15 protein-coding genes are annotated in these 15114 nt (G+C 40.7%); 5 read left to right on the top strand and 10 right to left on the bottom strand.

Annotation, left to right across the window (positions count from 1 at the left end):
• Window positions 1–114 precede the first annotated feature (114 nt).
• Together MHH60_RS00300 and MHH60_RS00295 are read right to left on the bottom strand one after the other, a co-directional pair.
• The gene (locus MHH60_RS00300) at window positions 115–864 is read right to left on the bottom strand and encodes a sulfite exporter TauE/SafE family protein (RefSeq protein WP_076135140.1); all 750 of its coding nucleotides are present in this window, start codon (window positions 862–864) and stop codon (window positions 115–117) included.
• Window positions 865–1223: 359 nt separating this feature from the next.
• Window positions 1224–2099, bottom strand: a complete 876-nt coding sequence (locus MHH60_RS00295; RefSeq protein WP_076135142.1) for a LysR family transcriptional regulator — start codon at window positions 2097–2099, stop codon at window positions 1224–1226.
• A gap of 128 nt (window positions 2100–2227) precedes the next feature.
• Between MHH60_RS00295 and MHH60_RS00290 the strand changes: the two genes are divergently transcribed.
• Window positions 2228–3121 carry a DMT family transporter gene (locus tag MHH60_RS00290; RefSeq protein ID WP_076135144.1) on the top strand — a complete coding sequence of 298 codons (894 nt, stop codon included), beginning with the start codon at window positions 2228–2230 and terminating at the stop codon, window positions 3119–3121.
• Window positions 3122–3192: 71 nt separating this feature from the next.
• Here the strand turns inward: MHH60_RS00290 and MHH60_RS00285 are convergent, their stop codons facing one another.
• The 6 genes from MHH60_RS00285 to MHH60_RS00260 all read right to left on the bottom strand — a co-directional run bounded on the left by MHH60_RS00285 (window position 3193) and on the right by MHH60_RS00260 (window position 9216).
• Window positions 3193–4692, bottom strand: a complete 1500-nt coding sequence (locus MHH60_RS00285) for an MDR family MFS transporter (RefSeq protein WP_076135145.1) — start codon at window positions 4690–4692, stop codon at window positions 3193–3195.
• 247 nt (window positions 4693–4939) lie between these two features.
• Window positions 4940–5680 carry a copper amine oxidase N-terminal domain-containing protein gene (locus tag MHH60_RS00280; RefSeq protein ID WP_076135147.1) on the bottom strand — a complete coding sequence of 247 codons (741 nt, stop codon included), beginning with the start codon at window positions 5678–5680 and terminating at the stop codon, window positions 4940–4942.
• 131 nt (window positions 5681–5811) lie between these two features.
• Complete coding sequence (locus MHH60_RS00275) at window positions 5812–6576, bottom strand: M15 family metallopeptidase (protein WP_218640674.1); 765 nt, start codon at window positions 6574–6576, stop codon at window positions 5812–5814.
• Between the two features lie 14 nt (window positions 6577–6590).
• Complete coding sequence (locus MHH60_RS00270; RefSeq protein ID WP_076135149.1) at window positions 6591–7502, bottom strand: hypothetical protein; 912 nt, start codon at window positions 7500–7502, stop codon at window positions 6591–6593.
• A 59-nt stretch (window positions 7503–7561) separates the two neighbouring features.
• Complete coding sequence (locus MHH60_RS00265) at window positions 7562–8887, bottom strand: FtsW/RodA/SpoVE family cell cycle protein (protein WP_081388977.1); 1326 nt, start codon at window positions 8885–8887, stop codon at window positions 7562–7564.
• On the bottom strand, window positions 8884–9216 hold the full coding sequence (locus MHH60_RS00260; RefSeq protein WP_076135152.1) for a PadR family transcriptional regulator: 333 nt from the start codon (window positions 9214–9216) through the stop codon (window positions 8884–8886). The genes MHH60_RS00265 and MHH60_RS00260 overlap by 4 nt, the downstream gene beginning before the upstream one ends.
• A gap of 81 nt (window positions 9217–9297) precedes the next feature.
• On the opposite strand from MHH60_RS00260, the gene MHH60_RS00255 reads away from it, so the two are divergent.
• The 4 genes from MHH60_RS00255 (at window position 9298) to MHH60_RS00240 (ending at window position 12207) form a co-directional block, all read left to right on the top strand.
• Complete coding sequence (locus MHH60_RS00255) at window positions 9298–9927, top strand: hypothetical protein (protein ID WP_341161105.1); 630 nt, start codon at window positions 9298–9300, stop codon at window positions 9925–9927.
• A gap of 109 nt (window positions 9928–10036) precedes the next feature.
• Window positions 10037–10531: a hypothetical protein gene (locus MHH60_RS00250; protein WP_076135155.1), complete on the top strand. Its 495-nt coding sequence runs from the start codon at window positions 10037–10039 to the stop codon at window positions 10529–10531.
• Between the two features lie 265 nt (window positions 10532–10796).
• A complete protein-coding gene (locus tag MHH60_RS00245; protein ID WP_081388978.1) occupies window positions 10797–11330 on the top strand; it encodes a PadR family transcriptional regulator in 534 nt (177 codons plus the stop codon).
• A 58-nt stretch (window positions 11331–11388) separates the two neighbouring features.
• Window positions 11389–12207, top strand: coding sequence for an SDR family oxidoreductase (locus tag MHH60_RS00240; RefSeq protein WP_076135156.1), 819 nt, complete (start codon window positions 11389–11391; stop codon window positions 12205–12207).
• 195 nt (window positions 12208–12402) lie between these two features.
• On the opposite strand, the gene MHH60_RS00235 is transcribed toward MHH60_RS00240, so the two are convergent.
• The gene (locus MHH60_RS00235; RefSeq protein ID WP_076135238.1) at window positions 12403–13857 is read right to left on the bottom strand and encodes a DHA2 family efflux MFS transporter permease subunit; all 1455 of its coding nucleotides are present in this window, start codon (window positions 13855–13857) and stop codon (window positions 12403–12405) included.
• A 50-nt stretch (window positions 13858–13907) separates the two neighbouring features.
• Window positions 13908–14477 carry a TetR/AcrR family transcriptional regulator gene (locus MHH60_RS00230; protein ID WP_076135158.1) on the bottom strand — a complete coding sequence of 190 codons (570 nt, stop codon included), beginning with the start codon at window positions 14475–14477 and terminating at the stop codon, window positions 13908–13910.
• Window positions 14478–15114: the final 637 nt, after the last annotated feature.

Here is a 15114-nt window from a genome sequence, read left to right as displayed (position 1 = left end):
TGTACGCGCGTACATTTTCTCATGAACAAGGCTCTTAGTCAACCCTAAGATTGGATAAATTTAAAAGACGTTCATATACACTAAGGAGAAGAACGTCTTTCTATTTCTTTTCAACTATCCGCGAGGTACTAGCAATAGAACACCAAGTAAAATGATAATCAGAAATAAGTAACTCTCAAATTTTTTAGCAGGAATACGTTTATTTACATATACCCCAAACACCGTAGCTAAGAGAATCGCTGGTAAAGAATATCCATAAAGAACAAGAGCATCCACCGTCCACAATCCCCCGATAGCATGACCCGCTACAACGAGTACACCAGAAATAAGAAAATGAGCTTGCAACGTACCCCGAAAGCGATCAGGATTCCACTGTCGTAAAGTACCATAGATCACGACCGGGACACCATTAAAGTTATAAGCACCGCCAAGTACACCCGAAGCGAATCCGAAGGGATACACCCAACCTTTTGCCTTAAGCAAGGGACGATCGATCGTCTTAAATACTCTCTTCTTAATCACCGAATAAACTCCATAAACAATCAAAAATATACCAAGTCCAGTCATCATTACACTTGCAGGTGCTAAATAAAGCATGATTAGTCCTACAGGAATTCCTATCACTGTGGAGAGTGCTAATCGAATCAGAATAGGTCGTTCTATATGCCGCCACCCACTCACAACTGTAAGTGAAGCAACCGTGAGGCCTGCCAATCCAATCAAAGAAACTGAGGTATGTATAGGTATCGGGAGCAGTGCAAGCAGTGGCATGCTCACAATCGCTTCACCAAAACCAAACACGGTTCTCATTAAGGCACCTATAAATACTGCTACTACGACTAGTGTAATTATTGTAACGCTCAATCGTTTAATCCTCCTCCTAATCTCATCCATCTGTAATTGTGCATAAAGTCCTCACATTTCCAGAACATCTGAATACATTCCTTATTTCCACTCTTCTAATTATAACATATTAATTATTATAAAACAGATATCAATAGAGGAAATACACGTAATTTAACACCCCTTAAATCCCCTATAACAACGTTAAAACTATATGATAATGGAGAGATACATATATTTAGATTAAATCCCTTAAAATCGATTACAGCAGCATATGTGTAGTTTCTGTTTTCTGAAAAACTAGCTGAAGTACTAAACAAAAAAACTGATCCCCCTTAACTTTGATGAGGTATCAGTTTCTTATTTTCTGACGTATTCATTTAGGTGTTATCTTTCAGCCACACTTGCACATGCTTTAGAAATTTTTTGGTGACGGGAGAAGCGTATTTCATAGAGTGGACAGCAATTCCTAACGATCTGAAACTACGTTCCTCCAATTCTAGCATGGCCACATTATAATTTTGCCGGGTTAAGACAAGCTCTGGCAAAATACTAATGCCAAGACCTTTCTCCACCATCGACATAATGGCATAGTCATCACCTGCTGAGAATTTAACATTAGGTTTAATACCCGCCTTATCCAGTACACGTCTAACATCATAATCCGAGCCTGCTTTCGGGATAATGAAATCCTCCTTAGCAATTTGTGATAAGGAAAGAAAGGGTTCTGCACTAAGCGGATTCTCTTTAGATACAATCCCTAACATCCGGTCTTTTTTTAAAGGAATTACGTCAAACTTCTCACGTGTAGGCAGTGAAATAAAACCGCAGTCGATCACTCCAGCCTCTATCCATTGCTCAACCTCCAAATAACCGCCTTCCATCAGCTTAATTTCTATATATGGGTATTCACTGCGAAATTGCTTAATCATCCCTGGCAGCCAATGCACAGACACACTGGTGAACGTACCGATGGTGATCGTGCCAATCTCTAGCCCGTGGATGTCCGCTACCTCCTGCTTCAATTTCTCGTTCCATTTCAAGATTTCACGGATAGGCTGCAGAACCTGTTCCCCGTTTACCGTCAATTTCACACCGGATCTATTTCTAATTAATAACGCGAACCCAAACTCCATCTCCAAGCTACTGATGGTGTGACTAATTCCGGATTGCGTAAAACCCAGCATATCTGCTGCTTTTGTTAAGCTGCCTAGCTCTACAACTTTCAGAAAAATCTCATATTTATTAATGCTCAACCTCTGTTCCCACCCTTATCAATTACATAAGTTTTACTCATGTATCCTATGATAAACATTCAGTTACCTTATGTATAGAGCCGTATTATACTATATTGAGTTGAAAATGAAGAAGGATGGATGAAGAGATGAAACCGCTCAAAGCTGAGCTGCTGCTGTTAGTTGTAACATTATTTTGGGGCTCCTCCTACATATTTATGAAAATGGGATTAGGTACATTAGGTGAATTCAATCTGATTGCACTCCGCTTCGGACTTGCTTTTATATTAGCCGCTATGATATTCCATAAACGATTAAGACGAGTAGACATGAGAACATTAAAATATGGTGCTCTCCTCGGATTCCTCCTGCTCGGCGTATTCACATGTATAACCTTCGGACTTCAAACAACCACCACCTCAAACGCAGGATTTTTAGTTGCATTGACGGTTATTTTTGTACCGATCTTGGATCGAGTTATTTTCAAAAAAAGAGTTGCACCTCCGCAAGTGTTCGGCTCCGTCCTCGCCATAGCCGGGATTGGACTTCTTACCTTAAATGCAACCTTAACTATTCAACCGGGTGACTTTCTGTGTATCCTTTCAGCAGTGTTCTATGCGGTACAGATCTTATTTACAGGCAAGGCAGTAAAAGAATGTGATTCCCTGAATATTGGAATCTTGCAGTTAGGATTTGCCGGAGGGTTGGCCTTAGTGTTGTCCGCAATCTTCGAGACACCTTCGCTACCCTCAACTTTGCCAGGTTGGACAGCAATTCTAGCGCTTGGTATCCTATGCAGTGCCTGTGGCTTCATCCTACAACCTATTGCTCAAAAATATACTTCACCAACCCGCACCGGACTAATCTTCTCCCTTGAGCCGGTCTTCGCTGCGATGTTTGGTTATTGGTTCGCTGCTGAGAAGTTATCGATGCAAGGCTATGCTGGCGCAGCGCTTGTTCTGCTGGGAATCGTGGCTTCTGAGATGCTTGGTAAAGCAAGTCTCCCCGCATCGTGGGCTCAGAAGAAACCAGAGCATTTATAACAATAAAGGCGTCGTTCAACTATACAAGCTGAACGACGCCTTTTCTATATTACCTATGTTTATGGGTTCAATTAATGCCCCATCATCATCGCCGCATCTGCCTTCTGTCCCTCTCCAGAGGAAGGATCTCCAGTGGAAAGCTTAGGCTTGCGCAAAATAATACTCATCAATACACCTACCACACCTATGCAGCCAGACAGGAAGAATACATCATCAAAACCACTAACTGCGGCTGTCAAAGGATTACTTCCCGCTTTCAGTGCTCCCATATGAACAGCGATCTGACTAGTCAGGTAACCTGTCATTCCAGCTATAGCAAATGAAACAACGACTTGTTGAGCAGCAGCAGTAAGTGAAGTTACACTTCCCACCCATTCACGTGGAGCAGCATTCAAAACATGAGTATTCAAAGGCATCATCGTTAGACCCATACCAAAGCCTAAGAAACCCAGGTATGTCATAATTAACGGTAAATTTGTTGAAACACTAATTCCGGATAACAGGAACAAGGTGACCGTAATGATACTAAGTCCAACAAACGCCAGCGGACGAGCCCCGATCTTATCAAACAACCTGCCGCCAATCGGCATTCCGATTGCTGAAGCTAAAGCCTGCGGAAGTAGAATTAGGCCGGTCTCCAGCGGGGTATAGCTTCTAATCTGCTGCAGATAAAGGGGCACAAATAACATGGACCCAAACAAAGCGGCTTGCATAACCCAAGTTAAAATAATACCCCGAGTGAAATCCGACGAACGGAAAACTCGCAGTTGTAAAAGCGGATTTTTGTGAAGCAGCTCCACAATGACAAGAAGGATCAATGCAACCCCTCCAACAGATAAGCCAACAATAGCGGGAGTAGACGACCAGCTTGTTCCACCGCCTTCATTCACCCCATAAGCCAACATAGAGAAGGCAATTGGGGCAAGGATAATGCCTAGGATATCGAGTCTACCTTTGCTCTTTTTTTCAGACTTCGGCAAATATTTAACACCAAGAATAATGCCAACGATTCCAATAGGTACATTAATCAGAAAGATCCAGTGCCAGCTTACGTACTCCACCAGCCAACCGGATAAGACTGGACCGAGTGCCGGAGCTAAGAGCATTGGAATACCAAGCATCCCCATAATAGAACCTCGACGTTCTACTGGAGCTAATTTAAAAACCATCGCCATCCCAATGGGAGCAACCATCCCCCCGCCAAGACCTTGAATGACTCGAAAAATAATGAGCTGAGATGAGCTTTGTGCAACCGAACATAACATAGAGCCAAGAATAAACATCGTAAGAGTTGTCAGAAAAACTTGTTTCGATCCAAAACGATCGGTCATCCAGCCCGCGAGTGGGATTACAGCCGCTAGAGCTAAAGTATAACCCGTAATTGCCCACTGAATCGTTTTGAGATCGGAAGCAAAATAATCAACCAGCTTGGGAACGGCCACATTCACAACAGTACCATCCAGAATAACCATAATCATACCGACAATAATAGCAAGAAGCGGGGGGATGATTGCTTTTAATGAAAAGGGTTGCTCTTCTGCAGTACTCATTCCAGTCATTGTTTTTGTCATCCAGTACTCCACTCATTTCTCTAATTTAATTAAATGCTTTATTGATTATTTCAAATTTTAATTTACATTCGATGAATCTGGAAGTCAACAAATAAAACCATTTTTTACATTAAAAACACATCGGGTTTACGATACCCTTCAGAAATGATCTCGAAATGTATATTAGAACAGCAAAAAGACTATGCATAATCCCCTAAAATCTTCTCGCTTGGGAAATGTGCATAGTCATCATGGAATCATTTTCCGATTAGAGCGTCTCTCTTAATTCTATAATTTTGCCCGATGTGTTCAATATAATTTCAAGTGGAATCTCTGTCTCTGCAAAATCCAATACACAGCGGATAGAAAATTGACCCTCGTTATAGCTACTTTTTGTAGATTTAATCCCATGATAATTCCCGGCTTTTACCGTAATTTGCTTCCAGTCTCCCAGTAATCCATTTGAGCTTGGTTTATTTACGACCACATCATAATGATATCGCTCCGATAATTCATTATATTTACCACCGACCAGTAACCCCGCTATAACACTCGCTGTCACTTCAGGGGTATACACTTCAACTTGATTGGACTCCCCATCATATGAGGTTACTAAACCAATTGTCTTAAAAAAGGAGATTGGAACATAGATATGACCCTCTCTGAATTCGAAATCATCTTTAAAAAACAATTCTTGTGCATCATTAATGCTAACCTGATGTTCGTTAAGCTTCCATTTAATTATTTCATTTATCCTTGTTAGTGTTATAGTTTCTGAACTTTTTTGATAAGTTGTTGTATATTTAAGTGCATTGGAAGCCTCTCTGAGCGGAATCATGACCGTGGAGCCCTTATTGTAGGCTGAATGGGGATTAGTTTCCAGTAGTTTACCATTCAAAATTACGCTAACCTTGCCGGAGTCTGCCCATACTGTTGGAGCGGCAAATCCACCAAATCCATTAGTTAAAAATAGAACACCTAACACAACAACCGCTGCCATTTTGATCATCCGCTCGAAACCTCCCTTTAGTTATTACAAGTATTATGTGCGTTTCCAGCATGTGCTAATCCTAAGGATAATCAAGACAAGCAAAAAAAAGAAGCCGTTCAACATTATGTTGAGCCGCTTCTTTTAAATAACTATTCCACTTTGAAGTCAAAATACTGCTTAGGAAAAGGTTCTTTTATCAGCGTAAAATGCCACCATTCCTTACTATAAGGTTTAAAGCCTTGCTTCACCATAACCTCTTTGAGAATTGCACGATTTGCTTTCTGAGTCTTGGTGATTAACGATGTATCATAAAAAGAGATATCTCCGAAAAAATCAAACGGGCTGCCCATATCTACATCTACACCGGTCTCTTTATTGACGATCGTTAAATCGATGGTACTGCCACGGGAATGTCCTGATTTTTTCGCTATAAATCCGAGTTTGAATAAATTACGTTTATCCAGTAGCGGGTAATATTGCTGCTTCATCTTAGTATCCGCGGAATTCTGAGACCATCTTACAAAATGATTCACCGCGGTCTGCGGACGATAAGCATCATAGATTTTTAGGATATATCCTTTTTTGGCTAAATCCTCACTTACTGCATTCAAGGCTGTAGCTGCAGTCTGTGAAAAGATCGCTAAAGGAGCCTTATATCCATCAATCCGCTTCCCTACAAAATTATTATCTCCGTAATAACGAATTTCAAATTGGGCAGTAGGAATCACTTCATCCAAATAGACAAATCCTTGCGGCAGACTGTTTTTCTTCTCCAACTGCATTTGCTGAAGTACATTGTCTGTAGATGATCCAACGTAAGCTGCATCTGCACTGCCCATAACAATAGTGTTTGTCCATAACAACAGCACAAATGCGAAAACTATGATTTTTGTTCCTCTAAATCCGGTTCTCAATAGATCCCGCCTCTTCATTTCGAATTAACCGTTTGATTCAGAAATTTTTCCACTTCAGGTGTGAGTTTATTATTCGTGGAATCAAGTAACTGCAGTAATTTTTCTAAAATCATTAGGATTCTGGTGTCGCCTTTGTTTCCTTTTAATGCATTCTCATACGCCTTTTTCACTTCAGGTTTGATTACTTGCTCATCATAGTCATATGCTGGTGTGTTGCTTGACCCATATAATAAGCGTGAAGTTGCATTAAGCAGCTCTTTTTGTAAAACGGTTGACCGATTGGAAGCTGGATATTTCGTCACAAAATCCTCCAGTGCTAGCGCCCTGTTCGTTAACTCTGTCCAACTAATCACAATAGCTGCATCAAATACACTTGGTTGATTCGATTCAGTGGCCATGATGTCAATGTAAGCTGCGATGTCCTTCGTGACATACGGCTTAAAGCTTTTGAAGCCCTCATAATGCATCACTGGATAGTACATGCCCTCACTAGTCTCCAGCTTATATCCCTTATCCCGTCCTTCAATTAACATATTGCGCACATTAGCATCTTTGATCGCATTAAGGAGTGTGCTGTAGGTTAGATTTTTGCTTTTGGAAAAAGCATTATTTATCTCTTTCTGAACATTCTCCGGAAAAACCTTCGCAGAGTACACAGGTAAATATGCCTTCTGTGCATTTTCGAGCTGGAGTGTCATCTGAGTTGCTGTCCAGGTATCCACTTCTTTGATATGGTTAATCAAATAATTCCGGGCGTTAGCCAGAGATGCCGGCTTCTGTACATATTGTTGGAATTGATTATAGACTTTTGCAGATTCTTTCACAGTTGCGGCAGCTACAGTATCTGTTGTATGTATACTCCCAAACCCTCCCATAGAGCCTAGGGCAAAGGCAACACTTAACAAGCCTGTTTTTTTCCATCCCATTAAAAGACCTCCCTTAAGTATTCATACTTAATAATTAGACATACGAGAGGATCCTGAATCTAACTCAGTACAGTATTATCCTGGACGGTTCCAATGTCCTTCCTACGATAAATGCCCATCAAAAGTCCAATAGCCGCATATTCAAACCACACATGACTCCCATAGCTCAGGAAAGGGAACGGGATAGAAGTCAGTATCATTCCGCCGCTCAAAATAGCAAGACCATAGGTTAGTCTTATCGCTAGCAAAAATGCCAAACCCAGCACTAAAGCTTGTCCATAGGGCTCACGAATCGCTCGTATCGTAGATAGAAGCTTGATAAAGAACCAGGAGATAACTCCAAGCAAAAGCAGCGCCCCCGCCCAACCAAAACAATGAATAAGATAGACAGGCAACATATCTGAGTAGACATACGGCAGCTTTTGTTCTACTGCTCCGAATCCGTGCCCCCACCAACCCGCTGAACTAATAACTTCACGCATTACTTGATATATATAGCCATAACCTTCTGGATCTAAAGATGGATTTATTGCACTAATGATTCTGGCCATCAGGTAGTCGCTATTGAAGATGAACATTAGTCCAACTATTATAAAGGACCCTAATAATACTACACTCTTTTTCCAATCGTGAGTAATCCATACATATAATACTAGTGAAGAGATTAGATACACCACAAGCTCTGGAAGAGAGTTTAGAGAGATAAGAAGCAATGCAGGTGCTAACAGAAGGCTTATGTCGAACAACCCACTCCGCCAAGTTTTCTTTTTAGCCGATTCCTTACGATTCACTAAAATCCCTGCTAACGCGACTATCAAAACATAAGGACGATAGGATGTCATATCAGGTAAGATCAAAAAAATCCTAGGACCATAATTCGCTCCATTTATTGTTATCCCCCAGAATATACTCGACAGAATTCCTGCTATTGATGTTCCGTATAATACCCACGAGAAACTTTTCAGCTTTCTGAAATCGATAAAATACAATCCAAACATCAATACAATTCCAATGAGTATATTTATCGCTTGGCGTCTAAACGCATTATCCAAAAAAGCACCCTTAACAATATCACTGTAGCCTACATCCACAGAACTCATTCCGATCAGACTGATCGCGGATAATAAAGCTACAATTCCAAACAATCCCCAAGGTACATGTGGTTTATGTATTAGATGAAGTTCCTTCCCTAACGTTTGCGGGTTCCCCATTTGTGCGATCGCCCAAGTAATGGCTTCTTCCCGTGATACACCGTCGGCTTCTTTTTCACAAATTAAATCCTCTAGATGACTAGCTAATTCTTGACGTATCTCTGGGTGAGTTTTTTTCGCTTTAATCTCTGCACACACTTCATCCAAAAATAGCTGCTGCCTCTCTTTCATCATACACCCCCCTCTCCCAGAACGGAGTCAACTGCACCTTTAAACATAACCCATTCTGCTTTTTTCTCCTTGAGTTTCTCTTTACCTTCCTCCAGAATTCTATAGTACTTACGCTTCCTTCCCTCTACCTCCATCCAGTAAGCCTCTACCCAGCGCTCACTTTCCATCGCATGCAGAATTGGATACAAGGTTCCTTCTTTTAATGAAAAAACACCCTGTGATCTCAGCTCCAGCTCTTTGATTAACTCATAACCATATAATGGCTTCTCCAATAAAAGAGTCAGAATTAACGTTCCCGTACTGCCCTTCAGCATCTCTTTACTTACTTTCAACGGCTAACACCTCCTAAATTCTAACTTTACAATTGGCGTGGGACCGAATTCGGCTTATTCTACGGGATTTATACCGTTGATTTGCTGCTTCGGTCCGGATTCGGCTTATTCTACGGGATATATACCGTTGATTTGCTTCCTCGGACCGAATTCGGCTCATTCTACGGGATATCTACCGTTGATTTGCTGCTTCGGTCCGGATTCGGCTCATTCTACGGGATTTATACCGTTGATTTGCTGCTTCGGTCCGGATTCGGCTTATTCTACGGGATTTATACCGTTGATTTGCTTCCTCGGACCGGATTCGGCTCATTCTACGGGATTTATACCGTTGATTTGCTGCTTCGGTCCGAATTCGGCTTATTCTACGGGATTTATACCGTTGATTTGCTGCTTCGGACCGAATTCGGCTTATTCTACGGGATTTATACCGTTGATTTGCTGCTTCGGACCGAATTCGGCTTATTCTACGGGATATCTACCGTTGATTTGCTTCCTCGGACCGGATTCCACTCATTCTACGGGATATATACCGTTGATTTGCTTCCTCGGACCGAATTCCACTCATACTACGGGATTTATACCGTTGATTTGCTGCTTCGGTCCGGATTCGGCTCATTCTACGGGATTTATACCGTTGATTTGCTTCCCCTTCTAATGACTAATATCTGTATATCACGAATATTAGTTATCCTTTTATACCTAGGATAACTATACATAGTAAATCTATGTATGTAAAGTTTCTATTAAGAAATCCCTTATTCCCTCCTCATTCATGTATAATAATGGTAATACAAGCAGCATGTTGAGGAGATCAACGATGAGAAAAACAACAATAACAATCTTGAGTTTTACCGTTCTTTTCCTATTTATTTTCGTTGGATATATGCTCCGTAACAATTCGATAAACTATTATGAGACGTGGAAGATAAATTGGGGCATATCGCTCTCTAAACCCACAGAGTCAAAGGTGATATTTGAAAGTCCACCCAGTTTCCATGGGGATGGCGAAAGCTTTTACGTATTAGATTATGACGAAAAGCAATTCAAAGAAATCAAAGACGCAGCATTTTGGCATCCCCTCAATGTTGAATCTATTGCCCCCATAAAAGAGAGAATATCAAGTTTCAAAGACTCTGTGATAGCCATTCATCCTAATGAAAAAGAAAAATACGAAAAATTATTTCAGGCGAACCCTATAGAACTCGAAGAAAGAGGATTGTATTACTATAAGAAAAAAGATGATGGTAGCTACTGTATCGTGATCCTTAACGTGGAGTTACAACGAATATATATGCTGGAATGGACACAATGAAAATTAAATAAGTGAAAATTAAATGACGATCGCTCCCCGGTATTCTGCCAGGTAGCGATCGTCATTTTTTCGTGATGCCTCTTAATTATTATAATCCTCATACTTGTGATCCTCATTCTACTGCCACTGTATTTTCATTTCAGACAAATGAATACATAAAAATAACCTCAAGTATCTACCCAATATATATTGACTCAATATATACTGGTCTGATATATTATGATAACGATATACAAATATTTCAAAACTTAAAGGAGGCCCTATTTTGAACAGTCAGGATGTTATTTTAGGTATGCTTATGAAAAAATCGTTGACTGGATACGAAATAAAGCAGTTATTGGAGGAAATATTCTCTAATTTCTATAGTTCTAGTTATGGAACGATTTACCCTACACTTGCTCGCATGGAAAAGGAGGGTCTGATTACTAAGGAAAACATACTTCAGGAAGGTAAGCCTAATAAAAATCTTTTAAACATCACGGATAAAGGAAGAGATAGTTTTAATGCCTATTTACTAGCCCCACTAGAGGCTGACAGTATTAAAAAATCTGATTTTATGATGAGACTTTATTTTGGTGAATTTGTCGGGTATGAGAAGGTGATTATTTGGTTGAAGCAAGCTCAAGAGGAATCACAACATAAGTTAGATCAATTACTCGCTCAATATTCGCTTTATAAAGATGAAATGCATCCAGCACAGATCATCTGCATTCAAATTGGCATAGAAGAATATAAGGCTAAACTAACAACCATTGCTGAGGGATTGTTACACATGGAGAAGTTAGTACTTACGAAGTGAGTTTAATACGAACCAGGTTAAGATGTACCGCTCATAAAACTTTTAGGAGGAATTGAAAATGAAAACAATTTTTATAACGGGTGCTTCTTCTGGTATCGGTAGAACTACAGCAAAGTATTTTGCTGAAAGAGGCTGGAATGTGGTAGCCACGATGCGTTCACCTGAACAAGAAAGTGAATTCACTACACTTGATAATGTGTTGGTGTTACGTCTCGATGTTGAGAAAGCAGACACGATTCAACCTGCGTTAGAGAAGGCGATTGAGCGGTTCGGTAAAATTGACGTTCTACTCAATAATGCTGGTTATGGAACAATGGGTCTTATAGAAGTAGCTACAGATGAGCAGATCAGAAGACAGTTTGAAGTCAACGTTTTTGGTCTTATCAGTATGACTAAAGCCATGCTGCCACATTTTAGAGCTAACCAAGATGGTTTGCTGATCAATATCTCTTCTATGGGTGGGAAAGTAACCTTTCCTACAATGTCTCTGTATCATTCAACGAAATTCGCTGTAGAAGGTTTTACTGAATCCGTATCCTATGAATTAGCATCACAAAACATCAAAGTAAAGTTAATTGAACCTGGTGCCATTCAGACGGACTTTGGTGGTAGATCAATGGAGTTCTTTTTTAATGATGCATTAACGGAATATAAGCCTTTTACTACTGCATTTTTGGGTAAATTGGGAGAGATGGAAAAACAACCTGCCTATGCTTCGCCTCCAGAAATTGTTGCGGAAACAATTTATCAAGCCGCCACAGATGGGACTAATCAATTCCGATATGTTGTTGGTGAAGATGCAAAAATGCTTATTCAAATGAAAGAAAATACGGCCGAAGAAGAATATCTGACTAATATATCCCAGCATTTTTCTTAAAAAAGAAAGCGTTAAGTGGGGTCGCTTTTCGGTATTCTACCGAGGAGTGGTCCTCTTTCTTATTGCGAACAAAAAAATCCCCTTCGATCAACAGTGTTAAGTCCATGAGAACATGAACTTTTTTTCACTGTCTATCCTAAGGGGATTTTACAAAATAACCTATTCGAACACTTTTTCGTGCGTCAAATTTATTTATTAATGCATGGTGGTATTCATTTTATGATTTACAACTACTCTTTTTATGAAGAAAGCAAGAATTAGTCCTACAATCGCCATACTCATTCCGAAAATAAAAGCATTTTGTACACCATTCGTGAACGCAGGTAACATATTAGCTGGATCTGCTGGATTCTCCACAGTTTTCATGTAGCTTTTTGAACCCGCCGTCATAATGCTGACTGCTAATGCAGTACCAATGGCACCAGCAACCTGCTGCAGTGTATTCATAATAGCTGTACCATCTGGATAAAGTTCTAGTGGCAACTGGTTAATACCATTCGTTTGTGCCGGCATAAATACCATTGAAATACCAATCATAAGCGTACTGTGAAGTACGATTACGAACACAACCGTAGAAGCTACAGTAATACTGGAGAAGAACCACAAGGCTACTGCTGCAATAATCAGACCTGGAATAACGAGCCATTTCGGACCGTATTTATCAAACATGCGACCCATAATTGGGGACATCAATCCGTTTATAATACCGCCTGGAAGTAGCAACAGACCCGCTTTGAAAGCTGTATAACCTTGTCCTTGTTGAAGGTACATCGGAAGAATCAACATGGAGGACAGAATAACCATCATACAGATAAATACCATAGCTACACCAATAGCGAACATTGGATATTTAAAAGCACGCAGATTAATCATTGGCTCCTTCATCTTCATTTGGCGAAGTCCAAACAATAACAGTGCTACTACACCTACGATGACTGCAATGATCACTTTCGGACTTCCCCAGCCCGCTTCTTCACCGGCGCTGCTGAAACCAAACACAATACCGCCAAACCCGAGTGAAGATAACACAATGGAGAGGATATCAATCTTCGGTTTCGTCACCTTTGTTACATTCTGCATAAACAGAATCCCGAATATCAATGCAATCACTAAGAATGGCAATGACAACCAGAAGATCCAGTGCCAGCTGAGGCTTTCAATTAGCAGTCCAGCAATGGTAGGCCCAATCGCCGGAGCAACCATGATAACTAGGCCAATCATCCCCATTGCTGCACCCCGTTTTTCAGGAGCAATGATGATAAGGATTGTATTAAACATCAGTGGTAACAGAAGCGCTGTTCCCATAGCTTGAACCACTCTTGCTGTAAGTAAGAACTCAAAGTTAGGTGATACTGCCGCTAGGAATGTTCCTAGGATTGAAAAACATAAAGCCGCTATAAACAGTTGTCTCGTCGAGAACCATTGAAGCAGCATCCCCGAAATTGGTACTAATATACCCAGTGTAAGCAGGTATGCTGTTGTCAACCATTGAGCTGTTGCTGGGGTAATTTGTAGGACATTCATAAGATCACTTAAGGCAACGTTTAATGCCGTTTCACTGAACATTCCGATGAAGCCTGCTAGTAATAAAGAGACAAGAATTGGAATAGTCTTAAACTTCTTGACCTCTTTTTGTTGATTCCCTTGCATAGTTGCTTCCACCCTTAATCCTCCTGATAATCTTGTCTATTTGTCTGTATCTAACCAAGTATTACTGGGATAAACTTTGCCGCCGCGAGAAGCGGTTGTTCATCCCGAAAAGTCAGCGTCTGGAGAAGCGCCCCTTCAAATAAAGAGATTACCACTGAAGCCATATCGGCCGCGGGCTTGTTCTCTACGCCTTCATCCAAAAGACGTTTCTTGATCACATCCTGCAAGTCCATAAACACAGATTTACATGCAGTCCGCAGCTCCTCACTAATACAGGATGTCTCCGCCGCCAACCAAAAACTAAACGGAACAATCCCTTCGTATGAGGATTCCACAGCATCTTTAGCCATTCCTAGAATGAAATCCTCCATTGCCTCAGACGCACTCTTGCTGTTCTCCATATGATGTCTAAGCTTCTGAGCGACAACTTCACTAGTCCGGTTAATACATGTTAAAGCCAGTTCTTCTTTACCGTGAGGAAAGTAGTAATAAAGTGACCCCTTCGGTGAATCGCTGTCTTTAATGATCTGATTCAGTCCTGTTGCATGATATCCCTGAGAAAAAAACAATTTCGAAGCTGTGTCCAAAATCGCCTCACGCGTATTCGGCTTGTTCGACAAGCTGACACTTCCTTTGCATTATAACAATTGGTCTACATAATAAAACCATATTTCAAAGAGATATGTCAACACATAAATTACTTAAATTCAAAGTAATTTTGTTGGAAGATCGTGGGGGTTGGGTTGGGTTGGGTTAGCTCCATCCTCCCTATCGGACTCAGATGCAGCTATTTGCGCTAAATCATGTCTTTTCACAATTTTTCGGACCTCACCGTCGCTATTCCACTTAAACCGAACTGTTTTCATCCCTTTTTGTACTCATAGCTGCAATGGAGTCCGATAATGACTCAAAAGGTTACTTTTCCAGCATATAAGGACTCTGAGGTCCGATAGCTCCTAGCTTCGAGCATCCTTTTACAACATTTACTTCTCATCGAGCTATTAGCTTCATTAGTTCTTACACTTGGCCCACACTATTTCCGCGCATGCATTTATCTGCGCACTCCCTTGCCTCACACTTACTCCCACACTTTTGTTTTCCATGTACTACACTACTCTCAAGCTAACAATTCTATCGGACTCAGATGCAACTATTTATGCTAAAAAAGCCTTTTGGACACATTTTCGGACCTCACCGTCGCTATTCCACTCAAAACGGACTGTTTTCATCCCTTTTTGTGCTCATAGCTGCAATGGA

Source organism: Paenibacillus sp. FSL H7-0716 (assembly GCF_038002705.1).
GTDB classification, from domain to species: domain Bacteria; phylum Bacillota; class Bacilli; order Paenibacillales; family Paenibacillaceae; genus Paenibacillus_AQ; species Paenibacillus_AQ odorifer.
This window is presented reverse-complemented; position numbering and strand designations above follow the sequence as displayed.